At 63.3% G+C, this 25960-nt stretch carries 26 protein-coding genes; 15 read left to right on the forward strand and 11 right to left on the reverse strand.

From position 1 onward, the window contains the following. Positions 1 to 51 precede the first annotated feature (51 nt). The 14 genes from fliH to ACVC5H_RS15215 all read left to right on the forward strand — a co-directional run bounded on the left by fliH (position 52) and on the right by ACVC5H_RS15215 (position 13542). Positions 52 to 753 (forward strand): flagellar assembly protein FliH, encoded by a 702-nt coding sequence (fliH, locus tag ACVC5H_RS15150; protein WP_489618659.1) that lies wholly within the window; start codon positions 52 to 54, stop codon positions 751 to 753. A gap of 38 nt (positions 754 to 791) precedes the next feature. Then, complete coding sequence (fliI, locus tag ACVC5H_RS15155) at positions 792 to 2198, forward strand: flagellar protein export ATPase FliI (protein WP_489618660.1); 1407 nt, start codon at positions 792 to 794, stop codon at positions 2196 to 2198. Between the two features lie 37 nt (positions 2199 to 2235). Next, on the forward strand, positions 2236 to 2676 hold the full coding sequence (fliJ, locus tag ACVC5H_RS15160; protein ID WP_489618661.1) for a flagellar export protein FliJ: 441 nt from the start codon (positions 2236 to 2238) through the stop codon (positions 2674 to 2676). Positions 2677 to 2777: 101 nt separating this feature from the next. Further along, a complete protein-coding gene (locus ACVC5H_RS15165) occupies positions 2778 to 4133 on the forward strand; it encodes a flagellar hook-length control protein FliK (RefSeq protein ID WP_489618662.1) in 1356 nt (451 codons plus the stop codon). Positions 4134 to 4257: 124 nt separating this feature from the next. Then, complete coding sequence (fliL, locus tag ACVC5H_RS15170) at positions 4258 to 4773, forward strand: flagellar basal body-associated protein FliL (RefSeq protein ID WP_338719281.1); 516 nt, start codon at positions 4258 to 4260, stop codon at positions 4771 to 4773. A 29-nt stretch (positions 4774 to 4802) separates the two neighbouring features. Beyond that, positions 4803 to 5807 (forward strand): flagellar motor switch protein FliM, encoded by a 1005-nt coding sequence (fliM, locus tag ACVC5H_RS15175; protein WP_489618663.1) that lies wholly within the window; start codon positions 4803 to 4805, stop codon positions 5805 to 5807. Between the two features lie 2 nt (positions 5808 to 5809). Next, on the forward strand, positions 5810 to 6265 hold the full coding sequence (fliN, locus tag ACVC5H_RS15180; RefSeq protein WP_489618664.1) for a flagellar motor switch protein FliN: 456 nt from the start codon (positions 5810 to 5812) through the stop codon (positions 6263 to 6265). 19 nt (positions 6266 to 6284) lie between these two features. Then, on the forward strand, positions 6285 to 6881 hold the full coding sequence (fliO, locus tag ACVC5H_RS15185; RefSeq protein WP_489618665.1) for a flagellar biosynthetic protein FliO: 597 nt from the start codon (positions 6285 to 6287) through the stop codon (positions 6879 to 6881). Continuing rightward, positions 6865 to 7662, forward strand: coding sequence for a flagellar type III secretion system pore protein FliP (gene fliP / locus ACVC5H_RS15190; RefSeq protein ID WP_445236613.1), 798 nt, complete (start codon positions 6865 to 6867; stop codon positions 7660 to 7662). Before fliO ends, fliP begins: the two co-directional genes overlap by 17 nt. 19 nt (positions 7663 to 7681) lie before the next feature. Further along, on the forward strand, positions 7682 to 7951 hold the full coding sequence (fliQ, locus tag ACVC5H_RS15195; protein ID WP_017450940.1) for a flagellar biosynthesis protein FliQ: 270 nt from the start codon (positions 7682 to 7684) through the stop codon (positions 7949 to 7951). 45 nt (positions 7952 to 7996) lie between these two features. After that, positions 7997 to 8800, forward strand: coding sequence for a flagellar biosynthetic protein FliR (gene fliR / locus ACVC5H_RS15200; protein WP_489618666.1), 804 nt, complete (start codon positions 7997 to 7999; stop codon positions 8798 to 8800). A 133-nt stretch (positions 8801 to 8933) separates the two neighbouring features. Then, the gene (locus ACVC5H_RS15205) at positions 8934 to 10148 is read left to right on the forward strand and encodes an efflux RND transporter periplasmic adaptor subunit (RefSeq protein WP_489618667.1); all 1215 of its coding nucleotides are present in this window, start codon (positions 8934 to 8936) and stop codon (positions 10146 to 10148) included. Between the two features lie 8 nt (positions 10149 to 10156). After that, on the forward strand, positions 10157 to 12121 hold the full coding sequence (locus ACVC5H_RS15210) for a MacB family efflux pump subunit (RefSeq protein ID WP_489618668.1): 1965 nt from the start codon (positions 10157 to 10159) through the stop codon (positions 12119 to 12121). Positions 12122 to 12132: 11 nt separating this feature from the next. After that, positions 12133 to 13542, forward strand: a complete 1410-nt coding sequence (locus tag ACVC5H_RS15215) for an efflux transporter outer membrane subunit (protein ID WP_489618669.1) — start codon at positions 12133 to 12135, stop codon at positions 13540 to 13542. Positions 13543 to 13655: 113 nt separating this feature from the next. Here ACVC5H_RS15215 and flgL read toward each other — a convergent pair whose 3' ends face one another. From flgL to flgB, 11 genes are all read right to left on the reverse strand, one after another. Further along, on the reverse strand, positions 13656 to 14789 hold the full coding sequence (flgL, locus tag ACVC5H_RS15220) for a flagellar hook-associated protein FlgL (RefSeq protein ID WP_489618670.1): 1134 nt from the start codon (positions 14787 to 14789) through the stop codon (positions 13656 to 13658). 20 nt (positions 14790 to 14809) lie between these two features. Further along, complete coding sequence (flgK, locus tag ACVC5H_RS15225; RefSeq protein WP_489618671.1) at positions 14810 to 17140, reverse strand: flagellar hook-associated protein FlgK; 2331 nt, start codon at positions 17138 to 17140, stop codon at positions 14810 to 14812. Positions 17141 to 17284: 144 nt separating this feature from the next. After that, on the reverse strand, positions 17285 to 18259 hold the full coding sequence (gene flgJ, locus ACVC5H_RS15230; protein ID WP_489618672.1) for a flagellar assembly peptidoglycan hydrolase FlgJ: 975 nt from the start codon (positions 18257 to 18259) through the stop codon (positions 17285 to 17287). 76 nt (positions 18260 to 18335) lie between these two features. After that, positions 18336 to 19466, reverse strand: a complete 1131-nt coding sequence (locus tag ACVC5H_RS15235; protein WP_489618673.1) for a flagellar basal body P-ring protein FlgI — start codon at positions 19464 to 19466, stop codon at positions 18336 to 18338. Between the two features lie 38 nt (positions 19467 to 19504). After that, positions 19505 to 20164: a flagellar basal body L-ring protein FlgH gene (locus tag ACVC5H_RS15240; protein ID WP_489618674.1), complete on the reverse strand. Its 660-nt coding sequence runs from the start codon at positions 20162 to 20164 to the stop codon at positions 19505 to 19507. Positions 20165 to 20223: 59 nt separating this feature from the next. Beyond that, entirely contained in the window at positions 20224 to 21006 is a 783-nt protein-coding gene (gene flgG, locus ACVC5H_RS15245; protein ID WP_489618675.1) for a flagellar basal-body rod protein FlgG, read from the reverse strand. A gap of 64 nt (positions 21007 to 21070) precedes the next feature. Next, entirely contained in the window at positions 21071 to 21808 is a 738-nt protein-coding gene (gene flgF, locus ACVC5H_RS15250; protein ID WP_489618676.1) for a flagellar basal-body rod protein FlgF, read from the reverse strand. Between the two features lie 111 nt (positions 21809 to 21919). Continuing rightward, entirely contained in the window at positions 21920 to 23200 is a 1281-nt protein-coding gene (flgE, locus tag ACVC5H_RS15255; protein WP_489618677.1) for a flagellar hook protein FlgE, read from the reverse strand. Between the two features lie 39 nt (positions 23201 to 23239). After that, positions 23240 to 23968, reverse strand: a complete 729-nt coding sequence (locus tag ACVC5H_RS15260; RefSeq protein ID WP_489618678.1) for a flagellar hook assembly protein FlgD — start codon at positions 23966 to 23968, stop codon at positions 23240 to 23242. A 14-nt stretch (positions 23969 to 23982) separates the two neighbouring features. After that, positions 23983 to 24387: a flagellar basal body rod protein FlgC gene (gene flgC, locus ACVC5H_RS15265; RefSeq protein WP_489618679.1), complete on the reverse strand. Its 405-nt coding sequence runs from the start codon at positions 24385 to 24387 to the stop codon at positions 23983 to 23985. 6 nt (positions 24388 to 24393) lie between these two features. Continuing rightward, on the reverse strand, positions 24394 to 24822 hold the full coding sequence (gene flgB / locus ACVC5H_RS15270; RefSeq protein ID WP_489618680.1) for a flagellar basal body rod protein FlgB: 429 nt from the start codon (positions 24820 to 24822) through the stop codon (positions 24394 to 24396). A 229-nt stretch (positions 24823 to 25051) separates the two neighbouring features. Here flgB and flgA point away from each other — a divergent pair, with 229 nt between their 5' ends. Further along, on the forward strand, positions 25052 to 25789 hold the full coding sequence (flgA, locus tag ACVC5H_RS15275; RefSeq protein WP_489618681.1) for a flagellar basal body P-ring formation chaperone FlgA: 738 nt from the start codon (positions 25052 to 25054) through the stop codon (positions 25787 to 25789). The last annotated feature ends 171 nt before the right edge of the window (positions 25790 to 25960 follow it).

Here is a 25960-nt window from a genome sequence, read left to right on the forward strand (position 1 = left end):
CGGTCCATGCAGGATGCCGTCGGCATGCCGGCCTGAGGAGTCAAAGAAGCCATGCGTGCAAAGATCATTCCCAAGGAAGAAATGACGCCCTACCAGCGCTGGGAGCTGGCGTCTTTCAACGAGGAGCCCGAGCCGGAGCCCGAACCGCTGCCTGAAGAGGAGGAATTCCTCGAGGAACCGCCCCCGGTGCCCCAGCTGACGGCCGAACAGCTCGACGCTATCCGCGAAGCCGCCCGCCAGGAAGGCTTTGCCGAAGGCCGCGAACATGGCCTGCAGGCCGGCCGTTCCGAAGGCTACGTGGCCGGACTCCAGCAAGGCCAGCAGGAAGTCAACGAAATCATCCAGCACTTCCGCCAGATCGCGGTCAATTTCAGCACTGAGGTTTCGCAGTGCAGCGAAAAGATGGCGCCGGAAATGCTGGACCTGGCGCTGGACCTGGCCAAGTCCATGCTCAAGACGGCCCTCAACGTGCGCCCAGAGCTCATCCTGCCCACCGTGAGCGCCGCCATTCACGCCCTGCCCGTGCTGCAACTGCCGGCCAGCCTGGCGCTGCACCCGGAAGATGCCGCGCTGGTGCGCGAACACCTGGGCGAAGAACTGGCCCAGCAAGGCTGGAAGATCGAGGAGGACGCCCAGCTCGATCGCGGCGGCTGCCGTGTCGAAACCCGCACCAACCAGATCGATGCCACCACCCAGACGCGCTGGCAGCGCCTGGGCGAGTCGCTGTCCAAGCAGCTCGACTGGCTGGAATGATTTACCCGACGTGATACCGACCTGAACGGGAGACCCGCATGAACTCCCCGATGCCTTCCCATAGCAGCCTGTGGCAAGCCTACTTGCACAACTGTCGCAGCCTGGTGGCCATGGCCGAGCCTACCCGCACGGCCGGGCGCATCACGCGCGTGGCCGGCCTGGTGATGGAAGCGGTCGGACTGAAGCTGCCGGTGGGCAGCCCCTGCAACGTCCCCTTGCCCAACGGCATGATGATCGAAGCCGAAGTCGTGGGCTTCCAGGATGAACGGTTGTTCCTGATGCCGCAGAGCGACGTCGAAGGCATCGTCCCCGGCACCCGCGTCTATCCGGTCGAACCGGTACGTCCGCCGCCGCGCACCGGTCCCATCAGCTTCACCCCGCGCCGTGCCGACGAGCACAGCCGTCGCCTGCCGGTAGGCGACGAATTGCTGGGCCGCGTGCTCGATGGCGCCGGCCGTCCGCTCGACAATCTCGGCCCCCTGCACACCGAACGCTCGGCCCCGCTGGCCGTACGGGCCGCCAACCCGCTGGGGCGTGCGCCGATTCGCGATATTCTGGACACCGGCATTCGCGCCATCAACACCATGCTCACCGTAGGACGCGGCCAGCGCATGGGCCTCTTCGCCGGCTCGGGCGTGGGCAAGAGCGTGCTGCTGGGCATGATGGCGCGCTATACCAGCGCCGACGTGATCGTGGTCGGGCTCATCGGTGAGCGCGGCCGCGAAGTGAAGGAATTCATCGAACAGATCCTCGGCACCGAAGGCCTGGCGCGCTCGGTGGTGGTGGCCGCGCCGGCCGATACGCCGCCGCTGATGCGCCTGCAGGGCGCGGCCTATTGCACCTCCATTGCCGAGTATTTCCGCGACCAGGGCAAGGACGTGCTGCTGATCATGGATTCGCTGACCCGCTATGCCATGGCCCAGCGTGAAATCGCCCTGGCCATCGGTGAACCGCCGGCCACCAAAGGCTACCCGCCTTCGGTCTTCGCCAAGCTGCCGGCGCTGGTGGAACGCGCCGGCAATGGCGATGAAGGCGGCGGCTCCATTACCGCCTTCTACACCGTGCTCACCGAAGGCGACGATCAGCAGGATCCCATTGCCGACGCGGCGCGGGCCATCCTGGACGGCCACATCGTGCTCAACCGCCAGTTGGCCGAGGCCGGCCACTATCCGGCCATCGATATCGAACAATCCATCAGCCGCGCCATGCACAGCATCACCGATGCCGACCATCAGCGCCGTTCGCGCCATCTGAAGCAATTGTATTCACGTTTCCAGCGCAACCGCGATCTGATCAGCGTGGGCGCCTACGCCGCCGGCAGCGATCCGATCCTGGATGAAGCTATTGCCCTGTTGCCAAGAATGGAGGCCTTTTTGCAGCAAGGCATCCACGAACAAGCCGATGTATCAGAGAGCTTGAGGCAACTTACCGCTCTATTCGGTTGATTGAGCGCGCATCCTCAAAAATATAATCAGAGTGATCATGGCTACTCCCTCCGCACTTGATACGCTGATTGAATTGGCGACCAAAGAGACCGACGAAGCGACCAAACGCCTCGGGCGGGCTATTCGCGTGAGTGAAGAAGCGCAGCAGAAGCTGGGTATCCTGCAGCAATACCGCGACGATTACGCCGCGCGCTTCCAGGACACGCTCACCAACGGCTTGACGGCCTTGGCCTATCGCAATTTCCAGTTGTTCCTGGAAAAGATCGATACCGCCATCGATGGCCAGGTCGACGTGGTGCGCACCAGCCAGCAGCGTGTGGCCGAAGCCCGTGCTGCGTGGCAGGCGTGCGAGCGCAAGCGCATGTCCTACGACACCCTGGCCACGCGCGCGCGGGATCAGGAGATGCGCAAGGAAAACAAACGCGACCAGAAGTCCATGGACGAGCATGCTGCCCGCATCAGCTTCTACAAGCGCTGACCGCTGACTCCGGCCAGCCAGGCAATACCGATACCGCGCAAGCAGAGAACCGCAAAGAGCATCCTAGAGCAGCACATCGCATTTACCGACAGGCCACCATCATGAACACTTCCCTGCCGCTACTGAACGTGATTACCGGCTCCCAGGCCGCCACCGGCGCGCGCTCTGGCAACACGGCCGACAGCTTCTCGGCCGATGTGCCGTTCAACCAGGTGCTCAACAGCCAGGTCAGCACGCGCGCGCAAGACAACCAGGCGCAGGCGCGCCAGGCCCAGCAGAACGCCGACGACCAGGCCGCCGATGCCCAGGCTGCGGCCAGACAGGCCGCCGCCAACCAGTCGGCAAACAACCAGCCCGCCCAGAATACGGCCAGCAGCGCCAACAAGAGCAGTGCCAGCGACAGCAGCGACAAGAGCAGCCAGGTCAGCGACAAGGACGAGGATCAGGACAGCAGCGATACCACCACCCAGGCCTCGGCCGAATTGCTGGCGCTGGTGGCCAACATCGCCCAGAACGCGGTCAAGCCCGTCGACGCCAAGGCCAAGGGCGACAGCAGCGAGGCCGACCTGCTGGCCCAGGCCAAGCGCGGCAGCGGCAAGCTGTCCCTGGCCGACCAGCAGCAAGCCCTGGCCGGCACCGGCAAGGAAGGCAAGATCGACCCGGCCGCCCTGCAGGACGCCCTGGCCACCGCGCGCGGCAAGCAAGACGCTGCCGCCAACGCCTTAGCCCACAAGACCGGCGAAGAAGCCAATCCGGAACCGCACGCCAGCAACGGCAAAGAAGCCAAGCCGGCCATCGACCTGTCCGCCGCCGTCAAGGCCGAACCCAAGGAAGATGCGACTGCCCTGGCCACCCGTGCCCACCTGAGCAAGACCGCCCCCGAGATCATCGCCCCTGCTGCGGCCAGGCAGGAGTCCGCGCAAGCCACCCCGACCCCGGTGGTGCTGCCGGTCATGCAGCAGACTGCGGCACTGAATTCGCCGCAAGCCGTCTTTGCCCCGGCCTACAGCGACAAGATCCAGTCCAACGTCGGCAGTGCCGGCTGGAACCAGGCGCTGGGTACCAAGATCACCTGGATGGCCACGGCCGGCATGCAAAGCGCCTCGCTGAGCCTGAATCCCCCCGACCTCGGTCCGATGCAGGTGGTGCTGAACGTGCACAACCAGCAGGCCGACGCCACTTTCATCACCGCCCAGCCCGAAGTGAAGCAGGCGCTGGAAGCGGCCATGCCCAAGCTGCGCGAAATGATGGACCAGGCCGGCATCCAGCTTGGCCAGGCCAATGTCCAGACCGGCATGCCCAACCAGCAGCAAGGCGCCGGCAACGGCCAGCAGCAGGCGCGCAGTGGCGGCTCCGGCAACTTCGGCAAGGAGCAGGAAGGCGATGCCGCCCTGAGTGGCACGATCACCGCGACCGCGAGCTCCAGCGGACTCGGCCTGGTCGATACCTTCGTGTAAGCAGCCGGCACCGAAAACTTATAAGATAAGCAATTTTCGTCCGCGCAGGACTCAACAATGTGATTTTCCTGCCGATAAGCAGATATCCCTGCAACCCGCGCTGACGAACTGAAAGGAATAGTAGATGGCAACAAAAGGAAAAGCCCCTGCCAAGGGAGCTGAAGCAGAGGCTGCGCCGGCCAAGTCGAGCAAGAAGATGCTGTTCATCATCGTCGGTGCAGTGCTGGTGCTGGTCATCGGCGGTGCGGCAGCCTTCATGATGATGGGTGGCAAGGGCAAGAAGGGTGAGGATCATGGCGACGAGAAGGCCGAAGCCAAGGCACCGACCTTCGTGGTGATCGAACCCTTCGTGGTGAACCTGCAGCAGGAAAACGGCGACCAGTACCTGCAAGTGGCGATGACCCTGCAGGTGCCGGACGGCCAGACCGCCGAAGCCCTGAAACTGTACATGCCCCAGGTGCGCAGTCGCCTGCTCATGGTGCTGTCCAGCAAGAAGGCGTCGGAGCTGCTCACCAGTGAAGGCAAGCGCAGGCTCACCGACGAGATCATCGACCAATTGGGCGAGCCGTTCTCGGGCAAGGGCAAGGGACCGCAGATCACCGACGTGTTCTACACCTCGTTCGTGATCCAACAGCAGTAACACCGCATCGAAGTCAGAGATCGTCGACCATGGCCGAGCATTTTCTATCACAGGAAGAAGTCGATGCCCTTTTGAAGGGCGTGACGGGAGATGAAGACGAAGAAAAAATCGTCGAAGAAGCTCCTGGTACGGTACGTACCTACAACCTGGCCACGCAGGAACGCATCGTGCGCGGGCGTATGCCCACGCTGGAAATCATCAACGAGCGTTTCGCGCGTCTGTTCCGCATCGGCTTGTTCAACTTCATTCACCGTACCGCCGAGATTTCGGTCGGTCCGGTGAAGGTGTCCAAGTACAGTGAATTCATCCGTAACCTGGTGGTGCCGACCAACCTGAACCTGGTCCACATCAAGCCCTTCCGCGGCATCGGGCTGGTGGTGTTCGACCCGCAATTCGTGTTCATGCTGGTGGACAACATGTTCGGCGGCGATGGCCGCTTCCATACCCGCATCGAAGGCCGCGAATTCACGCCCACCGAGCAGCGCATCATCATGCGCGTGCTGGAGATCACCTTCGAAACCTATGCCAAGTCGTGGGAACCGATCTATCCGATCGAATTCGAATTCATCCGCTCGGAAATGAATACCCAGTTCGCCAACATCGCCACGCCCAACGAAGTGGTGGTCTCGACCACCTTCACCGTTGAGCTGGGGCCGGTGTCGGGCGAAATCCACGTCTGCACGCCCTACTCGATGATCGAGCCGGTGCGTGACCGCCTCACCAGCAGCATGCAGGGCGAGGCGCTGGAAGTGGACAAGCGCTGGATCCGCCTGATGAAGCAGCAGATCCAGACTGCCGAGGTCGAACTGATCGTCAATTTTGGCACCGCCCGCGTCAACTTCACCGACCTGCTCCATATGAAGGTCGGCGACGTCATTCCGCTGCAGACCAATGCAACCGTCGAGGCACAGGTTGACGGCGTGCCGGTGATGGAATGCAGCTACGGCCAGTCCAATGGCCAATACGCCCTGCGCGTTGAAAAACTGCTGTCCATCACCCATCAAGAAACACCGGAAAGCTTTCAAGGAGATTAGTAATGGCTGATGAGAACGTAGAGGGCGCAGGCGCGGCGGAGGACGATCCGTGGGGCGCGGCCATGGCCGAACAAAGCGAAGCCGAACAGTCGCTGAAAAAAGGCGAGATGGAAGACGAGAAAGGCATCACGGCTGCCCCCGCGATGGCCACCGTCTTCAAGGACCTGAGCGCGGCCGATATCAAGACCAACACCCCCAACGACATCGACTTCATCCTCGACATCCCGGTGCAGCTGACCGTGGAACTGGGCCGCACCAAGATCGCCATCAAGAACCTGCTGCAACTGGCCCAGGGCTCGGTGGTGGAACTGGACGGCATGGCCGGTGAGCCGATGGACGTGCTGGTCAACGGCTGCCTGATCGCCCAGGGCGAAGTGGTGGTGGTCAACGACAAGTTCGGTATTCGCCTGACGGACATCATCACGCCCGCCGAACGCATTCGCAAGCTCAACCGCTGAGCGGAACGGCCCTGGTTTGATGACACGTTTTTACGCAGTATCGCTGTTGCAGGGCTTGCGCCGGACCCGCCCGGCGCTGACGTCCGCCCTGCTCCTGCTGGGCGGCAGCCTGATCGCGGCGGCCCAGGCCTGGGCCGACAACGCCCCGGCAGGCAGCAGCACTGCCACCGCAGCATCCCCCGCAGCGGCAACGGTACCCGCAGCCGCGCCGGCAGCGGCCGGCACTTCCCTTCCTTCATCCAGCGGCAGCGCCTTCACCATGCTCTTCGGGCTGGTGGCCGTATTGGCCGTGATGGCCGGGGTCGCCTGGCTGGTCAAGCGCTTTGGCCTGGCCAACAGCATGGGCGGCAATGGCGTGGCCAAGGTGGTCGGCGGCGTATCGGTGGGTACACGCGAGCGGGTGATCGTGGTCGAAGTGGGTGAGCAGTGGATCGTGGTCGGTGTGGCCCCTGGCCGGGTCAATGCCCTGGCCACCCTGCCGCGCCAGGAAGGAGTGGCGACACAGCCGGCCGCCGCCGGGCCGGCCTTTGCCAGCTGGCTCAAGCACACCATGGATAAACGAAATGGCGGCGCCGGCAACGGCGACCGTCCGGGTAATGATGGCAGCACACGCTAAGCCGCAAGGCACACTTTCTTTCCTGCTCCACCGCACGGCCGCGCTGCTGCGCAGCCGCTACTGGTGGCTGGCGCTGCTGTGCCTGCCGCTGGCCGCCTCGGCCCAGCAAGGCCTGCCCGCCCTGAACAGCATGCCCGCACCGGGCGGCGGCACGAATTATTCGCTGCCGATCCAGACCATGCTGTTCCTCACTTCGCTGTCGTTCATTCCGGCGGCGTTGCTGATGATGACCTGTTTCACCCGCATCGTGATCGTGCTCTCCCTGCTGCGCCAGGCGCTGGGCACGCAATCCACGCCGCCTACCCAGGTGCTGGTGGGACTGTCGCTGTTCCTGACCTTCTTCGTCATGAGCCCGGTGTTCGACCGCATCTATACCGAGGCCTACCAGCCCTTCTCGGAAAACAAGATCCAGATGATGGAGGCCCTCGACAAAGGTGCCGCACCGCTCAAGGAATTCATGCTCAAGCAGACCCGCCAGTCGGACCTGGCGCTGTATGTGAAGCTTTCTCGGGGCCCGGCGCTGCAAGGTCCGGAGGATGTGCCCTTGCGACTGCTGGTGCCGGCCTTCGTGACCAGCGAACTGAAGACTTCTTTCCAGATCGGCTTTGCCATCTTCATCCCCTTCCTCATCATCGACATGGTGGTGGCCAGTATCCTGATGTCGATGGGCATGATGATGATGTCGCCGGCCATCGTCTCGCTGCCCTTCAAGCTGATGCTGTTCGTGCTGGTGGATGGATGGCAGTTGCTGATCGGCTCCCTGGCCCAGAGTTTCTACTAGCCCACGGCAAGGAATACGTATGACTCCCGAAAGCGTCATGACCATGGGCCGCCAGGCCATGGAAGTCACCCTCCTCATCGCCGCCCCGATGCTGATCACGGCCCTGCTCATCGGGCTGGTGGTGAGCATCTTCCAGGCCGCGACCCAGATCAACGAGCAGACCCTGGCCTTCATTCCCAAGCTGGTGGGCGTGTTCCTGGCACTCATCATCGCCGGGCCGTGGATGCTGACCATCATCCTGGACTACATGCGCACCATGTTCAGCGGCATTCCCGCGATGGTCCAGTAAGAGCCTCGCGCCGGGCTTCGGCCCTGCCGGTCCCGTTCCCGCCCCATGCTCACCTTCTCCAGCCAGCAACTCTATGCCTGGGTCGCCATGTTCATCTGGCCGACCACGCGTATCCTCGGGCTGCTGTCCATCGCCCCGCCCTTCGGCAGCGCCAGCGTGCCCATGCTGGTGAAGGTGCTGCTGGGCATCGCCATCGGCGTGGTGCTGGCGCCGGACGTGCCGGTGCCGCCGGCGATTGATCCGATGTCGATGACGGGCTTGCTGATCCTGCTGCAGCAGTTGCTCATCGGCTTGTCCATGGGCTTTGCCATGCGCGTGGTCTTCGCCGCCGTAGAAACTGCGGGCGAGCTGACCAGCTCGACCATGGGCCTGTCCTTTGCCGCCTTCTTCGATCCCCAGACCCAAGGCCGCACGGCCGTCATCAGCCAGATCTTCTCGCTGCTGGCCACCATGGTGTTCCTCAGCCTGAACGGCCACCTGCTGCTGCTGCAAGCCATGGCCGAGAGCTTCCATACCCTGCCCATCACGGGCGTGCCGATCACTACCGAGGGCTTTCACCAGCTGGCGCTGTGGGGGGCCAAGGTGTTCAGCATGGGCGTGCAGCTCTCGCTGCCGCTCCTGATCGCCCTGCTCATCACCAACTTTGCCCTGGGCATCCTCACCCGCGCTGCGCCCCAGCTCAATCTTTTCGGCATCGGCTTTTCAATTACGATGCTGGCGGGTTTCATCCTGATCGGCTTCACCCTGCCCTACATGCTCACGCCCTTGCAGCGCTTCCTCGCCGATGGCATCGAAATGGTCCGCCTGCTGGGGAGCGTCCCGCCGGTAGGCGCACAGATCAAACCGTAGGCGGCAGGTTCCCTTGGCAAAAAATATTTACACATCCTGACATCAGGCGGGGTCGGACACCTGCACACTATCACCTTTGCGTAAATACGGCCGTGCATCAAGCCGCAGATCTGGCTGCACATCATCTTCCCGCATGAATATTGCTTACTTCCGCCGCCCCAAGATCCTCTTCCTGAGCCTTGCCGTCCTGCTGGCCGGCGGCTACCTCGTCCACCGTGCGCTCACCCCGCCGCCCCCGCCCAGCTACCTGAGTGCCATCGCCGCCGTGGCCGACATCCAGGACGTGGTGCTGGCCAGCGGCACGGTCAAGGCCTACAAGCAGGTCAGCGTCGGCGCCCAGGTCTCGGGCCAGATCAAGTCGCTCAAGGTGGCCTTGGGCGACCACGTGAAAAAGGGCCAGCTGGTGGCCGAGATCGATTCCCTGCCCCAGGCCAATGCCCTGGCCAGCGCCGAATACGCGCTGCAGGGCCTGCAAGCGCAACTGCGCGCCAAGCAAGCCACCCTCAAGCAAGCCGAACTGGCCTACGCACGGCAGCAGATGATGCTGGCCGGTGACGCCAGCTCGCGCGAGAACTTCGAAAGTGCCGAGGCCAACCTCAACGCCACCCGGGCCGACATCGCCGGCCTGCAAGCACAGATCAAGGATGGTGCCATCCGGGTCGATACGGCGCGCCTGAACCTGGGCTATACGCGCATTACCGCGCCCATCGATGGCGAAGTGGTGGCCATCGTGGCGCAGGAAGGCCAGACCGTGAACGCCAACCAGTCCACACCGACCATCATCAAGGTGGCGCGCATGGATACGGTGACGATCAAGGCACAGATCTCGGAAGCTGACGTGGTACGGGTAAAGCCCGGTCTGCCGGTGTACTTCACCATCCTGGGCGACCCCGACCACCGCTATCGCACCACGCTGCGCGCCATCGAGCCGGCGCCCGACTCCATCCTGCAGGACGATACCGCCGGCAACACCGCCAACAACGCCAGCGGCAATTCCAACTCCGCTGCGATCTACTACAACGGCTTGCTGGACCTACCCAACCCGGAGGGCAAGCTGCGCATCTCGATGACCACCCAGGTCAACATCGTGCTCTCCGAAGCCAAGGCGGCGCTGGTGGTGCCCTCTACCGCGCTGGGCGCCAGGGATGCACAGGGCCGCCACATCGTGCGCGTGCTGGATGCGCAAGGCCAGGCGCAGGAGCGAGCGGTACGCATCGGCATCAATACCAATGCACGGGTACAGATCATCGACGGACTCGCGGCGGGCGAGCGCGTGGTGACCGGCATGGCCCTGCCGGGAACGGCCGACAGCAGCAACGAACACCGCGGCCCGCCGCCCCGCATGTGAGCCTGGCCATGGGTACGCCATTGCTGCAACTGCGCGGCCTGCGCCGCGATTTTCCGGCGGGGGACGAGACCATCACCGTGCTCAGCGACGTCAACCTCGACATCGCTGCCGGCGAGATGGTGGCCATCGTCGGTGCCTCCGGCTCGGGCAAGTCGACCTTGATGAATATCCTCGGTTGCCTGGACAAGCCCAGTGCCGGTACTTACCTGGTGGCCGGGCGCGAGACCGGCCAGTTGGACGCTGACGCGCTGGCGCAATTGCGGCGCGAGCATTTCGGCTTCATCTTCCAGCGCTATCACCTGCTGCCCGACCTGGATGCCACGGCCAACGTCGAAGTGCCCGCGGTCTATGCAGGCCAGGATGCAGCACAGCGCCACCAGCGCGCCACGCAATTGCTGGCGCGGCTGGGCCTGGCCGACCGCGGCCACCACAAGCCCGGCCAGCTCTCGGGCGGCCAGCAGCAGCGGGTTTCGATTGCGCGTGCACTGATGAATGGCGGCGACGTGATCCTGGCCGACGAACCCACCGGGGCGCTGGACAGCCACAGCGGCCAGGAAGTGATGAACATCCTCAAGGAACTGCATGCCGAGGGCCATACCATCATCATCGTCACGCACGACATGCAGGTGGCCAGCCATGCCCAGCGCATCATCGAGATCAAGGATGGGGTGATCATCGCCGACCACCGCCATGACGGCGCCGAGGCCGTGCAGCGTTCCGGCGCAGCCAGGCAGCAGCGCCAGCGCCGCCAGCAGGCCAGCGCCTGGCGTGCCGCGCTGGACCGCTTCAAGGAAGCGCTGCGCATGTCGCTGTTGGCCATGAATGCGCACCGGCTGCGCAGCTTCCTGACCATGCTGGGCATCATCATCGGCATTGCCTCGGTGGTCTCGGTGGTCGCACTGGGCAGCGGCTCGCGCGCGCAGATCCTCTCCGACATCAGCGCCATGGGCACCAACACCATCGACATCTTCCCCGGCACCGATTTCGGCGACATGAAATCGGCCGCCATCCGTACCCTCACGCCGGCTGACGCCGCCGCCCTGGCCGAACAGAATTACGTGGATAGCGTCACGCCCAGCGTGAGCACCATGTCCTCCGCACGCTACGGCAACATCTCGGTGAACGCCACCATCAATGGCGTGGGCGAACAGTATTTCCGCGTGCGCGGGCTGAAGATGGCACAGGGCATGAGCTTCGATGGCGACGGCATCGGCCGCCAGGCGCAGGAAGTGGTCATCGATGCCAACACCTACAAGAAGCTCTTCCCCAATGGCGGCAATGCCCTGGGTGAAGTGATCTTCCTGGGCAGCGTCCCGTGCCGCGTGATCGGCGTGACGCAAAAGCGCGAGAACGGCTTTGGCAACAACAGCGCGCTCAACGTCTGGGTACCCTACACCACCGCCATGAGCCGCGTGATCGGCCAGCGCTACCTGAGCGGCATCACCGTGCGGGTCAGCGACCAGGTACCCAGCGCGGCGGCCGAGCAAGGCATCACGCAGCTCATGACGCTGCGCCATCGCACCAAGGATTTCTACATCTTCAATACCGACAGCATCCGCCAGACCATCGAGAAAGCCACGGCCACGCTGACGCTGCTGGTGTCGATGATTGCGCTGATCTCGCTGGTGGTGGGCGGCATCGGCGTGATGAACATCATGCTGGTCTCAGTCACCGAGCGCACCGGCGAGATTGGCGTGCGCATGGCCGTGGGTGCGCGCCAGGGTGACATCATGCAACAGTTCCTCATCGAGGCCGTGCTGGTCTGCCTGGCCGGCGGCTTGCTGGGCGTGCTGCTGGCGCTGTCCTTCGGGGCCGTATTCGCGCACTTTGTCAGCAGCTTCCACCTGATCTATTCCACTGCCTCCATCGTCAGTGCCTTCGCCTGCTCCACGTTGATTGGCGTGGTGTTCGGCTTCCTGCCGGCGCGCAATGCCGCACGGCTCAATCCGGTGGATGCCCTTGCCCGCGAATGAAATTGCCCACCATGTCCAAGCACCTGTCTTCTCCTCTCTCTTGCCGCCTGCCGCTGCTGCTGGCACTGGTCCTGCTGGGCGGCTGTGGCGCCCTGGTGCGCACGCCCTACACCGCCCCCGCTACCCAGACCCCGCCAGCCTGGCAGCAAGGCGAGCAGGACGGCCAGGCTGCTACCGCCCATGCCAGCCGCTGGTGGCAAGGCTTCGGCGACGACGCGCTCACCGCGCTGATCGATGAAGCCCTGCGCAAGAACAATGACCTCGCGGCAGCCACCATCAAGGTCAGGCGTGCCCAGTTGCAGGCGGGGATCGCCAGCGATGCTTTCATCCCGGCGCTCAACGGCCAGTTGGGCAGCAGCGGCACCAAGGCCCTGGACGGACTTCGCCAGACCACCCGCGGCAGCCAGAACTCGCTGAGCCTGTCCTATGAAATCGACCTGTGGGGCCGTCTGGGTGCCAACTATGACGCGGCACGCTGGGAGGCCCTGGCCACCGCGCAGGACCGCGCGGCCACCGCACTTTCCCTGGTCGGCACCACGGCCAACCTGTACTGGACCGGCGCCTACCTCAACCAGCGCATCCAAAGCGCCGAACAAAGCATCGCCTACGCACAGAAGACCCTGGACCTGATCCAGACCCAATACCGCGCCGGTGCCGTCTCCTCCTTGGATGTGCTGACGGCCCGGCAGAACCTCTTGAGCCAGCAATCCGGCTACACCGAACTGGTGCAGCAGCGGGTGGAAAATGACAATGCCCTGGCGATCCTCTTCGACAGCCCGCCCGACCAGCGCCGCAGCTTGCCGCCGGCCCTGCCGCAGCAACCCTTGCCGGCGCTGGAAGCGGGCCTGCCGGCCGACCTGCTGGGGCGCCGTCCGGATCTGCAGGCGGCCGAATTGCGGCTGCGCGCAGCGCTGGCCAATGTCGACCTGACGCGCACGGGCTTCTACCCGCAACTGAACCTGACCGGTTCCCTTGGCACCAGCAGCGATGCCTTGCTGCGCCTGGTGCAGAATCCGGTGGCCTCGCTGGCCGCGCAACTGAGCCTGCCGTTCCTCCAGCAGACCCAGATGAAGCTCAAGGTCGGTGTCTCCCAGGCCGACTATGACAGCGCCGTCGCGCAATTCCGCCAGACCCTGTATGCCGCGTTCAGCGAGGTGGAAAATGCCCTCTCGGCACGCCAGCAATATGCCCGCCAGCAGGTGCTGCAGGCCCGCAACGTCGAAGTGGCGCGGGCCGCCGAACAGCTCTACGAGCTGCGCTACCGGGCCGGCTCGGCCACCCTGCAGGCCTGGCTGGACCAGCAGGACAAACGGCGCATCGCCGAAAACACGCTGGCCCAGGTCCGCCTGAACCAGTTGAAGAACCAGATGACGCTGTACCAGGCGCTGGGCGGCGACGCACAGATGAATCCACCGCGCTGAGACCCTCGGCACCGGCTGGGCCAAAGCAAAAAGGCGAACCCGAAAGTTCGCCTTTTTTACCTTTTCGTTCACGTCCGTCGGCCTGCACGGCCGTCGCTGTGAAGCGAAGTTCGTTATTTGAGGTAGTTCAGCAAAGTCAGGCCACTGGTGGTGACGAAGACCTTCTGCGCCGCCGACAGATAGGTCTGCTTGAGCGTGAGGTCGCTGATCAGCTCGGTGGTGTCGGACGGATTGCGGCCCAGCAGGTTGTTGAGGGTCTGGGTGTAGTTTTCCTTGTTGACCTCGCCGGCGGCGTCCAGATTGTCCAGTTCGTTCTGGCGCGCGCCGATGGAGGCCTTCACGGTGGAAACGCTGCTGGAGATGGCATCGATCTGGGTATTGAACTGGGCCAGGTTGCGTGCCAGTGCCGCCTGGCTGCCCGCCACCGGCGTGCGCGCCGCCTCGGCCGCATCGGCCTGCAGCTTCAAGGCTGCGGTGGCGGTAAACTTGGCCTGGTAGGTCGGATCATCCGGCTTCAGGGCGTCGAGCTGAGCCTGCGCGGTCTTGTAGTCGGCAATCGGCGTCTGGCCACTGCCGGCCGGATAGACGTAGGCCTCAGCCGCAGCGTCATCGGCCTTGTTGGCCGCTTCGGTCACCGGCACCGACAAGACGTTGATCATGTTGTTCATGGTCTTGAAGATGTCCTGCCCGTTGCCCTGGAACACCGTCTGGCCCGAAGCGCTGATGTCCATCTGGCGGGTCGAGTCGACCTGCAGCGTCATGGCGCCCTGATCGCCGTTGTAGACCACGCCACCGGTACCGTCGAGGGTGAACGGCTGGGTGGTGCTCTTGAAACCGGCGAAGATGTAGTTGCCCTGCCCGTCCTGGGCATTGGCATAGCCCAGCACTTCGTTGAGGTTGCCCTTGATCTCGGAGGCCATGTTGATGCGCTCGGCGTTCGAATACGAGGCATTGCCGGCCGTGATGACGTTGGACTTCAGCTTGGTCAGCATGTTGGTCAGGCTGTCCAGTGTGCCCTGCACGGTCGACAGGGCGCTGTTGGCGTTCTGGCGATTGGTTTTGTACTGGTCGTTCAGGGCCGAGGTCTGGGTCATGTCCAGGGCGCGGGCGGCGGCCACCGGATCGTCCGACGGCAGCAGCACCTTCTGCTGTGACGACACCTGCTGCGTCAGCTTCAGGATCTGGCTTTGCATGCCGGTCAGGTCATTGTTGCTCGACTGGTAGAGCATCTGGGTGCTGATACGCATGGTCGTCTTCCTTTAACTGATTAGTTGCCCAGGGTGAGCAGGACATTGATCATGTCGCTGGCGGCCTGGATGATCTTGGCCGCCGCCTGGTACTGCTGCTGGTTCTTGATCATCTGCGCCAGCTCCTCATCCTGGTTGACCCCGGACTCGGACTGCTGCTGGTTCTGGATCGCCGTCAGGCGCGATTTCTCGGCCGTATTGGTGACGTTGATCTCATTGGTCTTGTTGCCGATGGTGGCGACCAGCTGCGAATACGAACCCTGCAAGTTGGTGCCGTTGATGGTGTTGGCCGTCTGCAGGCCGGCCATGGCCAATGCGTTGCGGTTGTCCGAGGTGGCATTGGTATTGGCGGAAATGGTGAACTGGTCGCCATTGGAGGGCTGGCCCGAGATCTGGAACTTGACGCCGCTGATCTCGTAGGTATCGCCGGCCTTGTACGGGATATTGGTGTCCCCCGCATTGATCGTGGTGGTAGTCCCATCCAGATGGGTAATGGTACCTGCACCTGGCGCTGCCGGCGACATGACGAACACCGGTGGCGTGGCCGTGCTGTTGTAGCTCAGCGTGGTGGGCTTGGTCAGCGGTGTGGTCGTGGTCAGGTAGGCTGCCGTCACCGAACCGGTACTGATGGTCGCCGTTCCCTTGTTGGCCGCCACCGGGGCAAAATTGAACTGGTCACCGGCCGACGGCGTACCGGTCAGCGTGTAGGTCACACCACCGCTGGTGATGGTCATGCCCGGCGTGTAATTGAAGGTCGCCCCGCCCGTGGCGGTGCCGGTACTTCCGTCCGGGTTGGTATAGGTGACGTCCGGCGCGGGCGTCACGCCGCTCCAGGTTGCCGCCAGCTTGAGCTGGTTCGGCGTCACCGTGGTATCGAGCGTGGTGTTGAACGATACCGACGAACCCTGCGTAAAGTTGGTCGGATCCAGCGAGGTGTTGGAAATGATGGCGTTGCCGGTATTGCTGGCGCCCGTGCTGGCGTTGACGTTGTTGGTCGCGTTGATCGAGGTCGAGATCGGTGCAGCCGTGGCCAACAGCTGGGTATTGCTCAGCAGCAGCGAGAACGCGGCGGCACCGTTGGCCGTCGGCTGGATCTTGTAGATATTGCCGCTGGCCATGGTCGGCGCACCGGCCGGGCTGCCACCGTCGGAGTAGGTCACGCCATCGAGCGTCACCGGGAAGTCGGTCGCCACCTTGACGGTCTTGGTATTGTCAGACAGGCGCGTAAAGGTGTAGTTGGTGCCGTCGAAGCTGAGCGTGTAGTCGCTGGTGCTCAGCGCGGACGGGTCGCTGATGGTGGTGGTCAGGTTGGTCGTGCCGGTATTGGTCGGATAACCGATCAGGTTGGGCGAACTGACGTTGAACATGTCGGTACCAGCATTGCCATTCTGGTCCAAGCCCAGCTTCTGCTGCTGGTTGAAGGCCGTGCCCATGGCGATGGCGATGCGGCCCAGGGCATTCTGGGTCGGATCCAGCGTTTCGGTGCGGTACTTCAACAAGCCGCCCAGGCTGCCACCGTCATAGAAGAAGCTGTCGGGAATGGTCACCGTGGTGCCGCTGGGCATCACCTGGCCGATCTGCAGACGGGAGACGTCGGTGGGCGAATTGGTCACCGCCAGTTTGGTCACCTGGTCACCCGCCACCAGCGACTGGCCGGTGCCGATGAAGACGCTGACCGCGCCGGTATCCTGCGGCACCGTGGTGATCTTGACGTACTTGTTCAGTTCGGCCACCAGCTGGTCGCGCTGGTCCAGCAGATCGTTGGGCTGCTGGCCGCCACCGGTACCCACGGCATTGACGATGGCCTGGTTCAGCTGGGCGATCTGCTGCGCATAGGAATTGATGGTGGTCACCGTCGAGGTGATCTGGCTGTTGACGCTGGCACTGCTCTGCGCGAGCTGGTCATTGATGCTGGAGACGCGCGCCACCAGCGTGGAGGCTTGCGAGAGCACCGACTGGCGCGAGGCCTGGGTATTCGGGTTGGAGGCCAGATTCTGGACGGCCGCGAAGAAATCCTGCAGCGCAGGCGACAGACCGGCCTTGGTGTCGGCCACCATGTTGTTGATCTGCGAGATCTGCGAATAGTACGAATCCAGCGAACTGGCCGAGGTCTGCGAGGCCAGCGACTGCTTGGTCAGGAAGTCGTTGTAGATACGCTTGATTTCGGTAACCTGCGTGCCCTGCCCGACGAAGCCGTAGCCGTAGTTGATGCCACCGGCCGAGCTCTGCACGACTTCCTGGCGGTTGTAACCGGGAGTGGTGGCGTTGGAGATGTTGTGGCTGGTGGTGGACTGCGCCGCCATGGCCGCCTGCAACGCGCTTTGCCCGATACTGAAAATGTTAGTTGCCATGCTAGGTTGTCGTCCCTGAAAGCTTTTAGCGGAATAACCAAGTCAACGGCAAGATTGACCAAAACTTTAGACGCTCGTGTCCAAATTCGTTTCCGGCGGGCACTGATGAGCCTGGTCTCTGCTCACCTGCGCAACGGCCCGGAATCAGGCCGACAGCGACTGGCGGATGATGCGCGAGAGCTTCTCCGCGTAGTGCGGGTCGGTGGCGTAGCCGGCGCGCTGCAGCCCGTAGGCGAAACCGTGGGCATCCTGGGCGCTGGCCAGTACCTTCTCGTAGCGCGGATTGCTGCGCAGCAAGTTGGCGTAATCCTTGAAGGCGTCCGCATAGGAATCGTAGGCGCGGAATTTTTCCAGGCGCTTCTGCGGTCTGCCGTTGATGTATTCGATGGTGGTGGCCTCGACCACCTTGCCGGTCCAGTTGCCCGTGGCCTTGATACCGAACAGGTTGTGCGACGCGCGGCCGTCGCGGGTGACGATTTCCTTCTTGCCCCAGCCAGTTTCCAGGGCTGCCTGCGCCAGCATGAACTTGGCCGGAATGCCGGTCATCTTGCTGGCCATTTCGGCATCGGCCTGCAGACGGTTCTGGAACGCCTCCACGTGCGCCGGCTTGCCGGAAGAACTGCGGCGCTGCTTGTTGCGGCCATCCTGGTCCGTGCCATCGGCCGCCTGCTGGCTGGCGAAGCTCTGGATGAACTTGGCGCGATCGGCGTCGCTCATGTCCTTGACCAGCGGAATGGCCATTGGCAGGCCGTCGTCACCGAGCGTGGAATTGCCTTCCAGATCCTGGGCATCCGGCAGCTTCTTGGGCAGCGAGGCCGACAGCTGGCGCGTCAGGACGTCGGCCAGGCCGACCCCGCGCTGGGCCAGGCTCTGGCTCAGTTGCTGGTCCAGCATGGAGGTAAACATCTTGGTCTGCTCGTTGTCGAAGGGCCCGTTCTGCGGGGTGGCATCGCGCATGCTCTTCATGACCATGTTCAGGAACAATGCCTCGAACTGCTTGGCCGCTCCCTTGATGGACTCCGGCGAGTTCTGCTTGGCAGCCTCGCGCAGGCCGTTCAGCCCATTCGCATCGACGGCAAGACCCTCGGTCGGATTGGATGGGTTGATCTTGTTGAGCATGGGTTACCTTGGATGAGCGTTGTTTGTTGGATCGGTCCGGCCGCCGCAGCACGGCCGGCCGGATCCGCCCGGACCGTCAGATCACTTCGAGTTCGGCGCGCAAGGAACCGGCCGCCTTCATGGCTTGCAGGATCGCCAGCAAGTCCTGGGGCGTGGCACCGATGGCATTGAGCGCCTTGACCACATCGGACAGCGACGCGCCGCCCTTCAACAGCATGACCTTGCCCGGCTCCTTGTTGATCGACACCTGGGCATTCTGCACGCCTGCCGTCTGGCCACCGGCCAGGGCATTGGGCTGGCTGACCGCATTGTCGGCCTGGATCACCACCGACAGGTTGCCGTGCGACACCGCGCAGGTATCGAGCATCACGCTCTGGTTCATCACCACCGAGCCGGTGCGCGCATTGAGGATGACCTTGGCAGCCAGCTTGCCGGGGGTCACGTCCACATTTTCCAGCGCGCCCAGGAAGGACACCCGGTCGCCACTGGAAATCGGTGCACGCACGCGGATCACGCGGCCGTCCTGCGCCACTGCAGTATCGTTGCCGAAGCGCTTGTTCAGGGCATCGACCACCCGGCTGGCGGTGGAGAAATCGTTGTCGTTCAGTTCCAGCACCACCATGTCGCCACCGCCCAGCACGCTGGGCACTGCGCGTTCCACGGTGGCGCCACCGGAGATACGGCCGGCCGACAGCTGGTTGATGACGGTGCTGCTGCCGGCGGACGAACCGCCGGCGCCACCGACCACGATGTTGCCCTGGGCGATGGCATAGATCTGGCCGTCAGCACCCTTCAGGGGCGCCATCAGCAGCGTGCCGCCGCGGATGCTCTTGGCGTTGCCGATGGAGGAGACGGTCACGTCGATCAACTGGCCGGGCTGGGCGAAGGCCGGCAGCGTGGCAGTGACCATGGCCGCCGCCACGTTCTTCAACTGCATGTTGCTGCTGGAACTGCTGGGAATGTTCACCCCCAGTTGCTGCAGCATGCTCACCACGCTCTGCACGGTGAACGGCGTCTGGGTGGTCTGGTCACCGCTGCCGTCCAGGCCCACCACCAGGCCGTAACCGACCAGCTGGTTCTGGCGCACGCCCTGGATGGTGGCCAGGTCCTTGAGGCGCTCGGCATGCACCGGCACGGCCGCGGCCACGCACAGCGCTGCCAGGGCGGCCACCGACAAGAGCCGGCGGCCCCTGCTGAAGATGTCCATGGCGAAGAATCCTTTCCGGGTCATTGCACTACTCCACATCAGAAAGGAGCAACACTGAAGAAGAATCGGCCCAGCGACGACATGAAGTCAGCCATGTCCACATGGGTATTGGTACGGTATTCGACCTTGGCGTCGGCCACCAGAGTCGAGGAAACGGTGTTGCCGGTCTGGATGTTGTCGGGGCTGACGGTACCGGAGAAGCGCACGTATTCGACGCCCTTGTCCAGTGCCACCTGTTTTTCACCCGAGACCACCAAGTTGCCATTGGGCAGCACTTCGATCACGGTCACGCCGATGGTGCCGGTAAAGGTATTGCTGGAGCTGGTAGCGCCCTTGTCCTCGAACTTGGAAGAGGAACTGCCGGAGGCCGACAATTCCTTGATGGAGGTGCCAAAGATGGTCGGCGCCGGCGAGGTCACAGAACCTGTCTTGCTGGCCGAGCTGCCGGCCGACTTGACGGCACTGGTCTTCTCGTTGATGACGATGGTGATGGTGTCACCCACCAGGCGCGCACGGCGGTCTTCCAGCAAGGGGCGGTACACCGCCGACTGGAAGATCGCCCCGGAGGTCGGTGGCGCATAGGAGGCCGGCTGCGGACGCGCCGTCTTGGGACCGGTCACGATACTGTCGGGCACGGTGGAGCAAGCGGTGAGACCCAATACACCCGCAATGGTGGCCAATTTCAGTATGTTCATCATCTCTGCCTCGTCCTTGCTCTGCTACCGACTACCTTGTTCAAATCCACTGCTCGACTGCATTACAGCTGCGACAGCTTGGCCAGCATCTGGTCGGAGGTGGTGATGGCCTTGCTGTTGATTTCGTAGGCGCGCTGGGTCTGGATCATGTTGACCAGTTCTTCCACCACGTTGACGTTGGAGGTTTCCACGTAACCCTGCCACAAGGAACCGGCACCGTTGGTGCCCGGGGTGAGGGGGTTGGGCGTACCGGAGGCGGAGGTTTCCACGTACAGGTTCTCGCCGCGGCTTTCCAGGCCAGCCGGGTTGATGAAGGTGGCGACCTGGATGGTACCGATCTGGGTGGTGGCGGTCGAACCGGCCTGCATGATCGAGACGGTACCGTCGCGGCCCACGGTCAGCTTGGTGGTGTTGAGCGGGATCGTGATCGGCGGCTGCAGGGTGTAGCCGCTGGAAGTCACCAGCTGTCCCTGGTTGTCGGTCTGGAAGGAACCGTCGCGGGTGTAAGCGGTGGTGCCGTCGGGCAGCAGGATCTGGAAGAAGCCATTGCCCTGGATCGCCAGGTCCTTGTCATTGTTGGTCTGGTTGACGTTGCCCTGCGAGAAGATGCGCTCGGTGGCCACCGGACGTACGCCGGTACCGATCTGCAAGCCCGAAGGCAATTGCGTCTGCTGCGAGGACTGGGCGCCGGGCTGGCGCACGGTCTGGTACAGCAGGTCTTCGAAGACGGCGCGCGAACGCTTGAAACCGTTGGTGCTGACGTTGGCCAGGTTGTTGGAGATCACGTCCAGTTGCGTCTGTTGCGCATCCAGGCCGGTCTTGGAAATCCACAGGGAACGAATCATTTGTTTCTCCGGTAATCAGCGCTTGCGCTGCGGGTGCATCGGTGAGGTCAAGTGCGTGCCAGCATCAGGACAGCGACAGGATCGAGGTCGCCTTGGTCGAATCGCTTTCGGCGGTCTGGATCGCTTTCATGTTCATTTCAAACTGGCGCGACAGGTTGATCATGTTGACCATCGCCTCCACCACATTCACGTTGCTGCCTTCCAGCGCACCGCTGGCCAGGCGCACGTTGGCATCGGGCTGGGCCGCACCGGTGATGGTGCGAAACAGGCCATCGTCGCCACGTTTGAGGTTCTTCTCGTCCGGATTGACCAGCTTGATGCGGCCCAGCACGTTGACCGCATTGGGGATGCCGTTGGTCGGAATCGTGGAGACCGTACCATCGGCGGCAATGGCCACCGTGGTATCAGGCGCAATGGTGATCGGCCCGCCGTCGCCCAGCACGGTCTGGCCGTTCTGGGTCTGCAGGATGCCGTTGGCGTTGATCTTCAAGCTGCCGTTGCGGGTATAGGCTTCGCCACCGTCGGCGGTCTGCACCGCGATCCAGCCGCGGCCCTGCACCGCCACGTCCAGCGCGCGGCCGGTATCCTGGATCGGACCCTGCGAAAAATCGCTGCCGGACGTCGAGTCCACCACGAAGGCGCGCGTGGCCAGGCCTTCCCCCACCACCGGCGCCGAACGGAAGGTATTCAATTGGGCGCGAAAACCCGTGGTCGTGGCGTTGGCCAGGTTGTTGCTGGCGCTGGCTTGTTGCTCAAGCGTGTGCTTGGCGCCCGACATCGCTGTATAGACCAGACGATCCATAAAACCCCTTAGTGGTGACGCCCATCCCCGGCGCCTCCGGTTGAAACCGGCCACCGGCGACGCCGGCAGCCTTGCTGCAGGCGCGCCGCAAGACGCGCCAGGTACTGCTTATCAGCGCAGGCTGACCAGGGTCTGCAGCACGGTGTCCTGCACCTTGATGGTCTGCGAGTTGGCCTGGTAGACACGCTGGGCCACAATCATGTTGACCAGCTCGGCGGTCAGGTCGACGTTGGAGTCTTCCACCGCACGTGCCTGCAGGGTGCCGAAGGTGCCGGTGGTCGGCTTGCCCACCAGCGGGCTGCCTGCGGCGGCCGAGGCCGAGTACAGGTTGTTGCCCAGCGGCTGCAGGCCGTTGGGGTTGGCGAAGTTGACCAGCACCACGTTGCCCAGGTTCTTGGTCTGCTGGTTGCTGTAGGAACCGATGATGGCGCCGTCCTTGTCGATCGAGAAGCTCGACAGAGTGCCCGGCGGCATGCCGTTCTGGCTCTGCGCCAGGTTGACGAAGGCCGAACCTGTCTGGGTCGAGCCGGTGTAGCTCAAGGTGATGGCACTGGCAAAGTTGCCGCCGCCGGCGGCCACGCCGGAGTTCGTCCCGGTCGAGGTCAGGTCGATGCTCATCGTGCCGCCGCTGATGAGCGCACCGGTCGAGTCGAATTTGAGCGTACCCAGGGACAAGGGGTTGGAGCTGGCGTCCACCAGGGTGGTGTTACCGACCTTGGCGTAAACGTCCCAGCTCGTCGTCGGCGGGGTCACCGTGGTGTCCGGGTCGTGCTTGACGTAATAGGTCTGCACGCTGTACGGATTCCCGAGGCTGTCATAGATGGTGACGCCGGTCGAGTTGTTGTAGGTGGTTGGATCGGACGCATTGAAGGGCGTGGTGGTCGGCGTGCTCAGGCGCGAATCCAGATTGACCTTGGTGCTGATGGAAGTCGTCGGGGTCGCTGCAATGGCCGAGGTATCGATCTGCAGCGGAACCGGATCGCCGCCCGAGGTACCGGCCGCCCAACCCATCAGGTAGGCACCGTTCATGCTGGGGTTGACGATGTAGCCGTTCTTGTCCAGCTGGAACTGACCATTGCGGCCATACATCGGCGACTGGTTGGTCAGCGAGGACGACAGCTGGAAGAAACCGTCACCATTGATGGCGATATCCAGCGGGTTGTTGGACGAGCTGATGTTGCCCTGGGTGAACTGTTGCGACACATCGGCCACGGTCACGCCGATACCGACGGGAGAGTTGCCCGAACGGTTCATCGAATTGGCATACATGTCGGCAAATTGCGTCTGCGACTGCTTGAAGCCGACCGTGCTGGCGTTGGCCACGTTATTACCGATGACGTCCAGGCTCTTGGCTGCGCCGTTCAGTCCGCTCAGACCTTGTTGAAAACTCATGAGATATCCCCTTGTTCCGAAAGTTGTCGGTAATGACGATTAAAGAATTTGCACAACGTCGGTCGGCTTGATGGTGCCGACGTTGGTGACATTGAGCTTGACGCCATCCGACGCTGTAGAGACGCTGGACACGGTGCCGAAGGACAGTGCGGTGGTGTTGACGGCGGTGCCGTTGTTGGAGGCATTGACGGTGAAGGTGTAATTGCCATCGGCCACCTTGCCGCCCGCATCATTGGAACCATCCCAGATCACCGGCACGACACCGGCGGCCTGGGTGCCCAGATCGACGGTGTGCACCACGGCGCCGCTGGAATCCTTGATGGTCACGACCACCGAGGAGGCCGTACCGGACAGGTTCACGCCAAACACGGCCTTCTGGCTGGTGACGTCGTTGCCGCTGGAATCCTTGGTGGTATCGCTGGTGAGCTGGATGCTGTTGCCCGGGGCCAGCACGCTATGACCGATCATGTCGGCCGTCGACAGCGCCTGCGAGGAACTGAGATTGCCCATCAGCGTGGACAGTGTATCGTTGAGCTGGGCAATGCCCGAGACGGTCGACAGCTGCGCCATCTGCGTGGTCATCTGCGAATTGTCCATCGGGTTGCTGGGATCCTGGTTCTTCATCTGCGCGATCAACAGCGTCAGGAAGCGATTCTGGATCGCATCCGGGCTGTTGTTGTCCAGGCTGGAAGAACTGGTGCTGGTGGTGGACGAGCTGCTGCTCGTGCCATTCATGGAGTTGAGCAGGTCACTGGAGACGATTGCCATGATTCAGGTCCTGGTTATTGGCCGATGGTAAGGGTCTTGACGAGCATGGCCTTGGCCGTGTTCATCGTTTCCACATTGGTCTGGTAAGAACGGGAAGCCGAGATCATGTTGACCATTTCCTCGACCGGATTGACGTTGGGCATGGCCACGTAGCCATTGCCATCGGCCAGCGGGCTCTTGGGGTCATAGACCAGCTTGGGCGGTGCCTGGTCCTCGACCACCGCCGCGACCTTGACGCCGCTGTCCTTGATGCCGCCCACCGGAACGGCCTCGAACACCACCTGCTTGGCCTTGTAGGGCGTGCCGTCCGGACTGGTGGCACTGTCGGCGTTGGCGATGTTGCTGGCCGTGGCATTGAGGCGCTGGGACTGCGCACTCATGGCCGAACCGGCGACGTTGAAGATGTTGGAGAGGGACATGGTTTATCAACCCGGTTGGATGGCGTTGAGCATGGCCTTGATCTGGCCGTTCACGGCGGTGACGCCGGCTTCGTAGCGAATGCCGTTGTCGACGAATTCATTGCGTTCCACATCGAGGTCGACGGTATTGCCGTCCACGCTGCCCTGGGCCGGCGTGCGGTATTGCAGGGCCGTACCACCGATGCTGCCCGGACCGTTGTCAGGCGCGGTGCCGGCCACGTGGCTGGCGGCAGTACGCTCCAGCTGCAGCGGCGGCATGGTGTTGGACTTGTTCTCCAGCGCATTCTGGAGTGCATCGGCAAAGTTGACGTCACGCGCCTTGTAGTTGGGCGTATCCGCATTGGCGATATTGGAGGCCAGCACCTGCTGGCGCTGGGCCCGCAGGTTCAGCGCCAATTCGTTGAATCGGAAGTAGTCGTCGAGCTTAGAGACCATCAGGTCCTCCGGAAATACCAGCGCCCCGCCGCCACTGCCGGGCTCTTGCCTGGCTGCTTGCGGACTGCACCGATGATGGAATTACGTAGGCTTGATCATACGTTCGTACCCCGGACTCTAAGGGGCGATAAAGAGAGAAAAGCCTCCCCTGTTTGCGCTTTTGACCTCGCGCGCGCGAAGTAACATGGCTGCCAAGATTCGCCTATGCCCTCCCGGCAAGTTGCACAAAATGAAACACCCTTTCCGCGCCCTGCGCCGCACCTTCGCCGCCCTCGCCTTGCTGGTGGCCGGCCTGGGCGCTGTTGCGCCTGCCCCCGCCCAGAACAACCCCAACACGCCGCCCAAACAGGATTTGCAAGCCTTGCAACAAGTGGCTGAGCAATTCCTCAAAGGCCAGACGGCCAGCCTGCCGGGCAGCGTCACCGTCACCATCGACCCGGTTGATCCACGCCTGATCCTGGCCGCCTGTGTGGAGCCGCAAGCCTTCACGCCCAATGGCGGACGGTTGTTCGGCCGTACCACGGTCGGCATCAAGTGCGTGGCCCCCTCACCCTGGACCGTCTATCTGCGCGCCAACATCCAGGTGATCTCGGATTATCTGGTCGCCGCCGTCCCGCTGGCCCAGGGCCAGACCATCAGCGCCAGCGACATTACCCGCATCCGCGGCGACATGTCGGCCCTGCCCAGCGGCGTATTCACCGAGGAATCCCAGGTCATCGGCCGGGTGGCCAACATGTCCCTGCGCGCCGGCATGCCGCTGCGCATGGATGCCGTGCGCAACCAGCGCGTGGTACAGCAAGGCCAGGCGGTACGGGTGGTCTCGACGGGCCCGGGATTCCAGATTTCCACCGAAGCGCGTGCCATGACCAATGCCGACGAAGGCCAGATGGCCCAGGCCCGTACTGCCAACGGGCAGGTGGTCAGCGGTATCGCCAAGGCAGGCGGGATTCTGGAAATCAACTACTGAGCCAACCACCGGGTTGGCCCGGACAGGACGCTGTGACTATTTATATGAAGCAATTTCCCGGCAGGCAAGCGGGAGGCGGAACGCAGCGGCTTGCCTGGCGATAGATGTGAAGAAAATTGCCTGAATTTCTGCATTTTGCAGCTCCGGATGTTAAAGTTTGCCCAGAACTGG

The organism is Herbaspirillum sp. Her3 (genome assembly GCF_057961275.1).

Bases quoted from the DNA above. Each gene is read 5' to 3' on its own strand.
- fliH (WP_489618659.1), top strand. From the start codon at position 52: ATGCGTGCAAAGATCATTCCCAAGGAAGAAATGACGCCCTACCAGCGC.
- fliI (WP_489618660.1), top strand. From the start codon at position 792: ATGAACTCCCCGATGCCTTCCCATAGCAGCCTGTGGCAAGCCTACTTG.
- fliJ (WP_489618661.1), top strand. From the start codon at position 2,236: ATGGCTACTCCCTCCGCACTTGATACGCTGATTGAATTGGCGACCAAA.
- ACVC5H_RS15165 (WP_489618662.1), top strand. From the start codon at position 2,778: ATGAACACTTCCCTGCCGCTACTGAACGTGATTACCGGCTCCCAGGCC.
- fliL (WP_338719281.1), top strand. From the start codon at position 4,258: ATGGCAACAAAAGGAAAAGCCCCTGCCAAGGGAGCTGAAGCAGAGGCT.
- fliM (WP_489618663.1), top strand. From the start codon at position 4,803: ATGGCCGAGCATTTTCTATCACAGGAAGAAGTCGATGCCCTTTTGAAG.
- fliN (WP_489618664.1), top strand. From the start codon at position 5,810: ATGGCTGATGAGAACGTAGAGGGCGCAGGCGCGGCGGAGGACGATCCG.
- fliO (WP_489618665.1), top strand. From the start codon at position 6,285: ATGACACGTTTTTACGCAGTATCGCTGTTGCAGGGCTTGCGCCGGACC.
- fliP (WP_445236613.1), top strand. From the start codon at position 6,865: ATGGCAGCACACGCTAAGCCGCAAGGCACACTTTCTTTCCTGCTCCAC.
- fliQ (WP_017450940.1), top strand. From the start codon at position 7,682: ATGACTCCCGAAAGCGTCATGACCATGGGCCGCCAGGCCATGGAAGTC.
- fliR (WP_489618666.1), top strand. From the start codon at position 7,997: ATGCTCACCTTCTCCAGCCAGCAACTCTATGCCTGGGTCGCCATGTTC.
- ACVC5H_RS15205 (WP_489618667.1), top strand. From the start codon at position 8,934: ATGAATATTGCTTACTTCCGCCGCCCCAAGATCCTCTTCCTGAGCCTT.
- ACVC5H_RS15210 (WP_489618668.1), top strand. From the start codon at position 10,157: ATGGGTACGCCATTGCTGCAACTGCGCGGCCTGCGCCGCGATTTTCCG.
- ACVC5H_RS15215 (WP_489618669.1), top strand. From the start codon at position 12,133: ATGTCCAAGCACCTGTCTTCTCCTCTCTCTTGCCGCCTGCCGCTGCTG.
- flgL (WP_489618670.1), bottom strand. From the start codon at position 14,789: ATGCGTATCAGCACCCAGATGCTCTACCAGTCGAGCAACAATGACCTG.
- flgK (WP_489618671.1), bottom strand. From the start codon at position 17,140: ATGGCAACTAACATTTTCAGTATCGGGCAAAGCGCGTTGCAGGCGGCC.
- flgJ (WP_489618672.1), bottom strand. From the start codon at position 18,259: ATGCTCAACAAGATCAACCCATCCAATCCGACCGAGGGTCTTGCCGTC.
- ACVC5H_RS15235 (WP_489618673.1), bottom strand. From the start codon at position 19,466: ATGGACATCTTCAGCAGGGGCCGCCGGCTCTTGTCGGTGGCCGCCCTG.
- ACVC5H_RS15240 (WP_489618674.1), bottom strand. From the start codon at position 20,164: ATGATGAACATACTGAAATTGGCCACCATTGCGGGTGTATTGGGTCTC.
- flgG (WP_489618675.1), bottom strand. From the start codon at position 21,006: ATGATTCGTTCCCTGTGGATTTCCAAGACCGGCCTGGATGCGCAACAG.
- flgF (WP_489618676.1), bottom strand. From the start codon at position 21,808: ATGGATCGTCTGGTCTATACAGCGATGTCGGGCGCCAAGCACACGCTT.
- flgE (WP_489618677.1), bottom strand. From the start codon at position 23,200: ATGAGTTTTCAACAAGGTCTGAGCGGACTGAACGGCGCAGCCAAGAGC.
- ACVC5H_RS15260 (WP_489618678.1), bottom strand. From the start codon at position 23,968: ATGGCAATCGTCTCCAGTGACCTGCTCAACTCCATGAATGGCACGAGC.
- flgC (WP_489618679.1), bottom strand. From the start codon at position 24,387: ATGTCCCTCTCCAACATCTTCAACGTCGCCGGTTCGGCCATGAGTGCG.
- flgB (WP_489618680.1), bottom strand. From the start codon at position 24,822: ATGGTCTCTAAGCTCGACGACTACTTCCGATTCAACGAATTGGCGCTG.
- flgA (WP_489618681.1), top strand. From the start codon at position 25,052: ATGAAACACCCTTTCCGCGCCCTGCGCCGCACCTTCGCCGCCCTCGCC.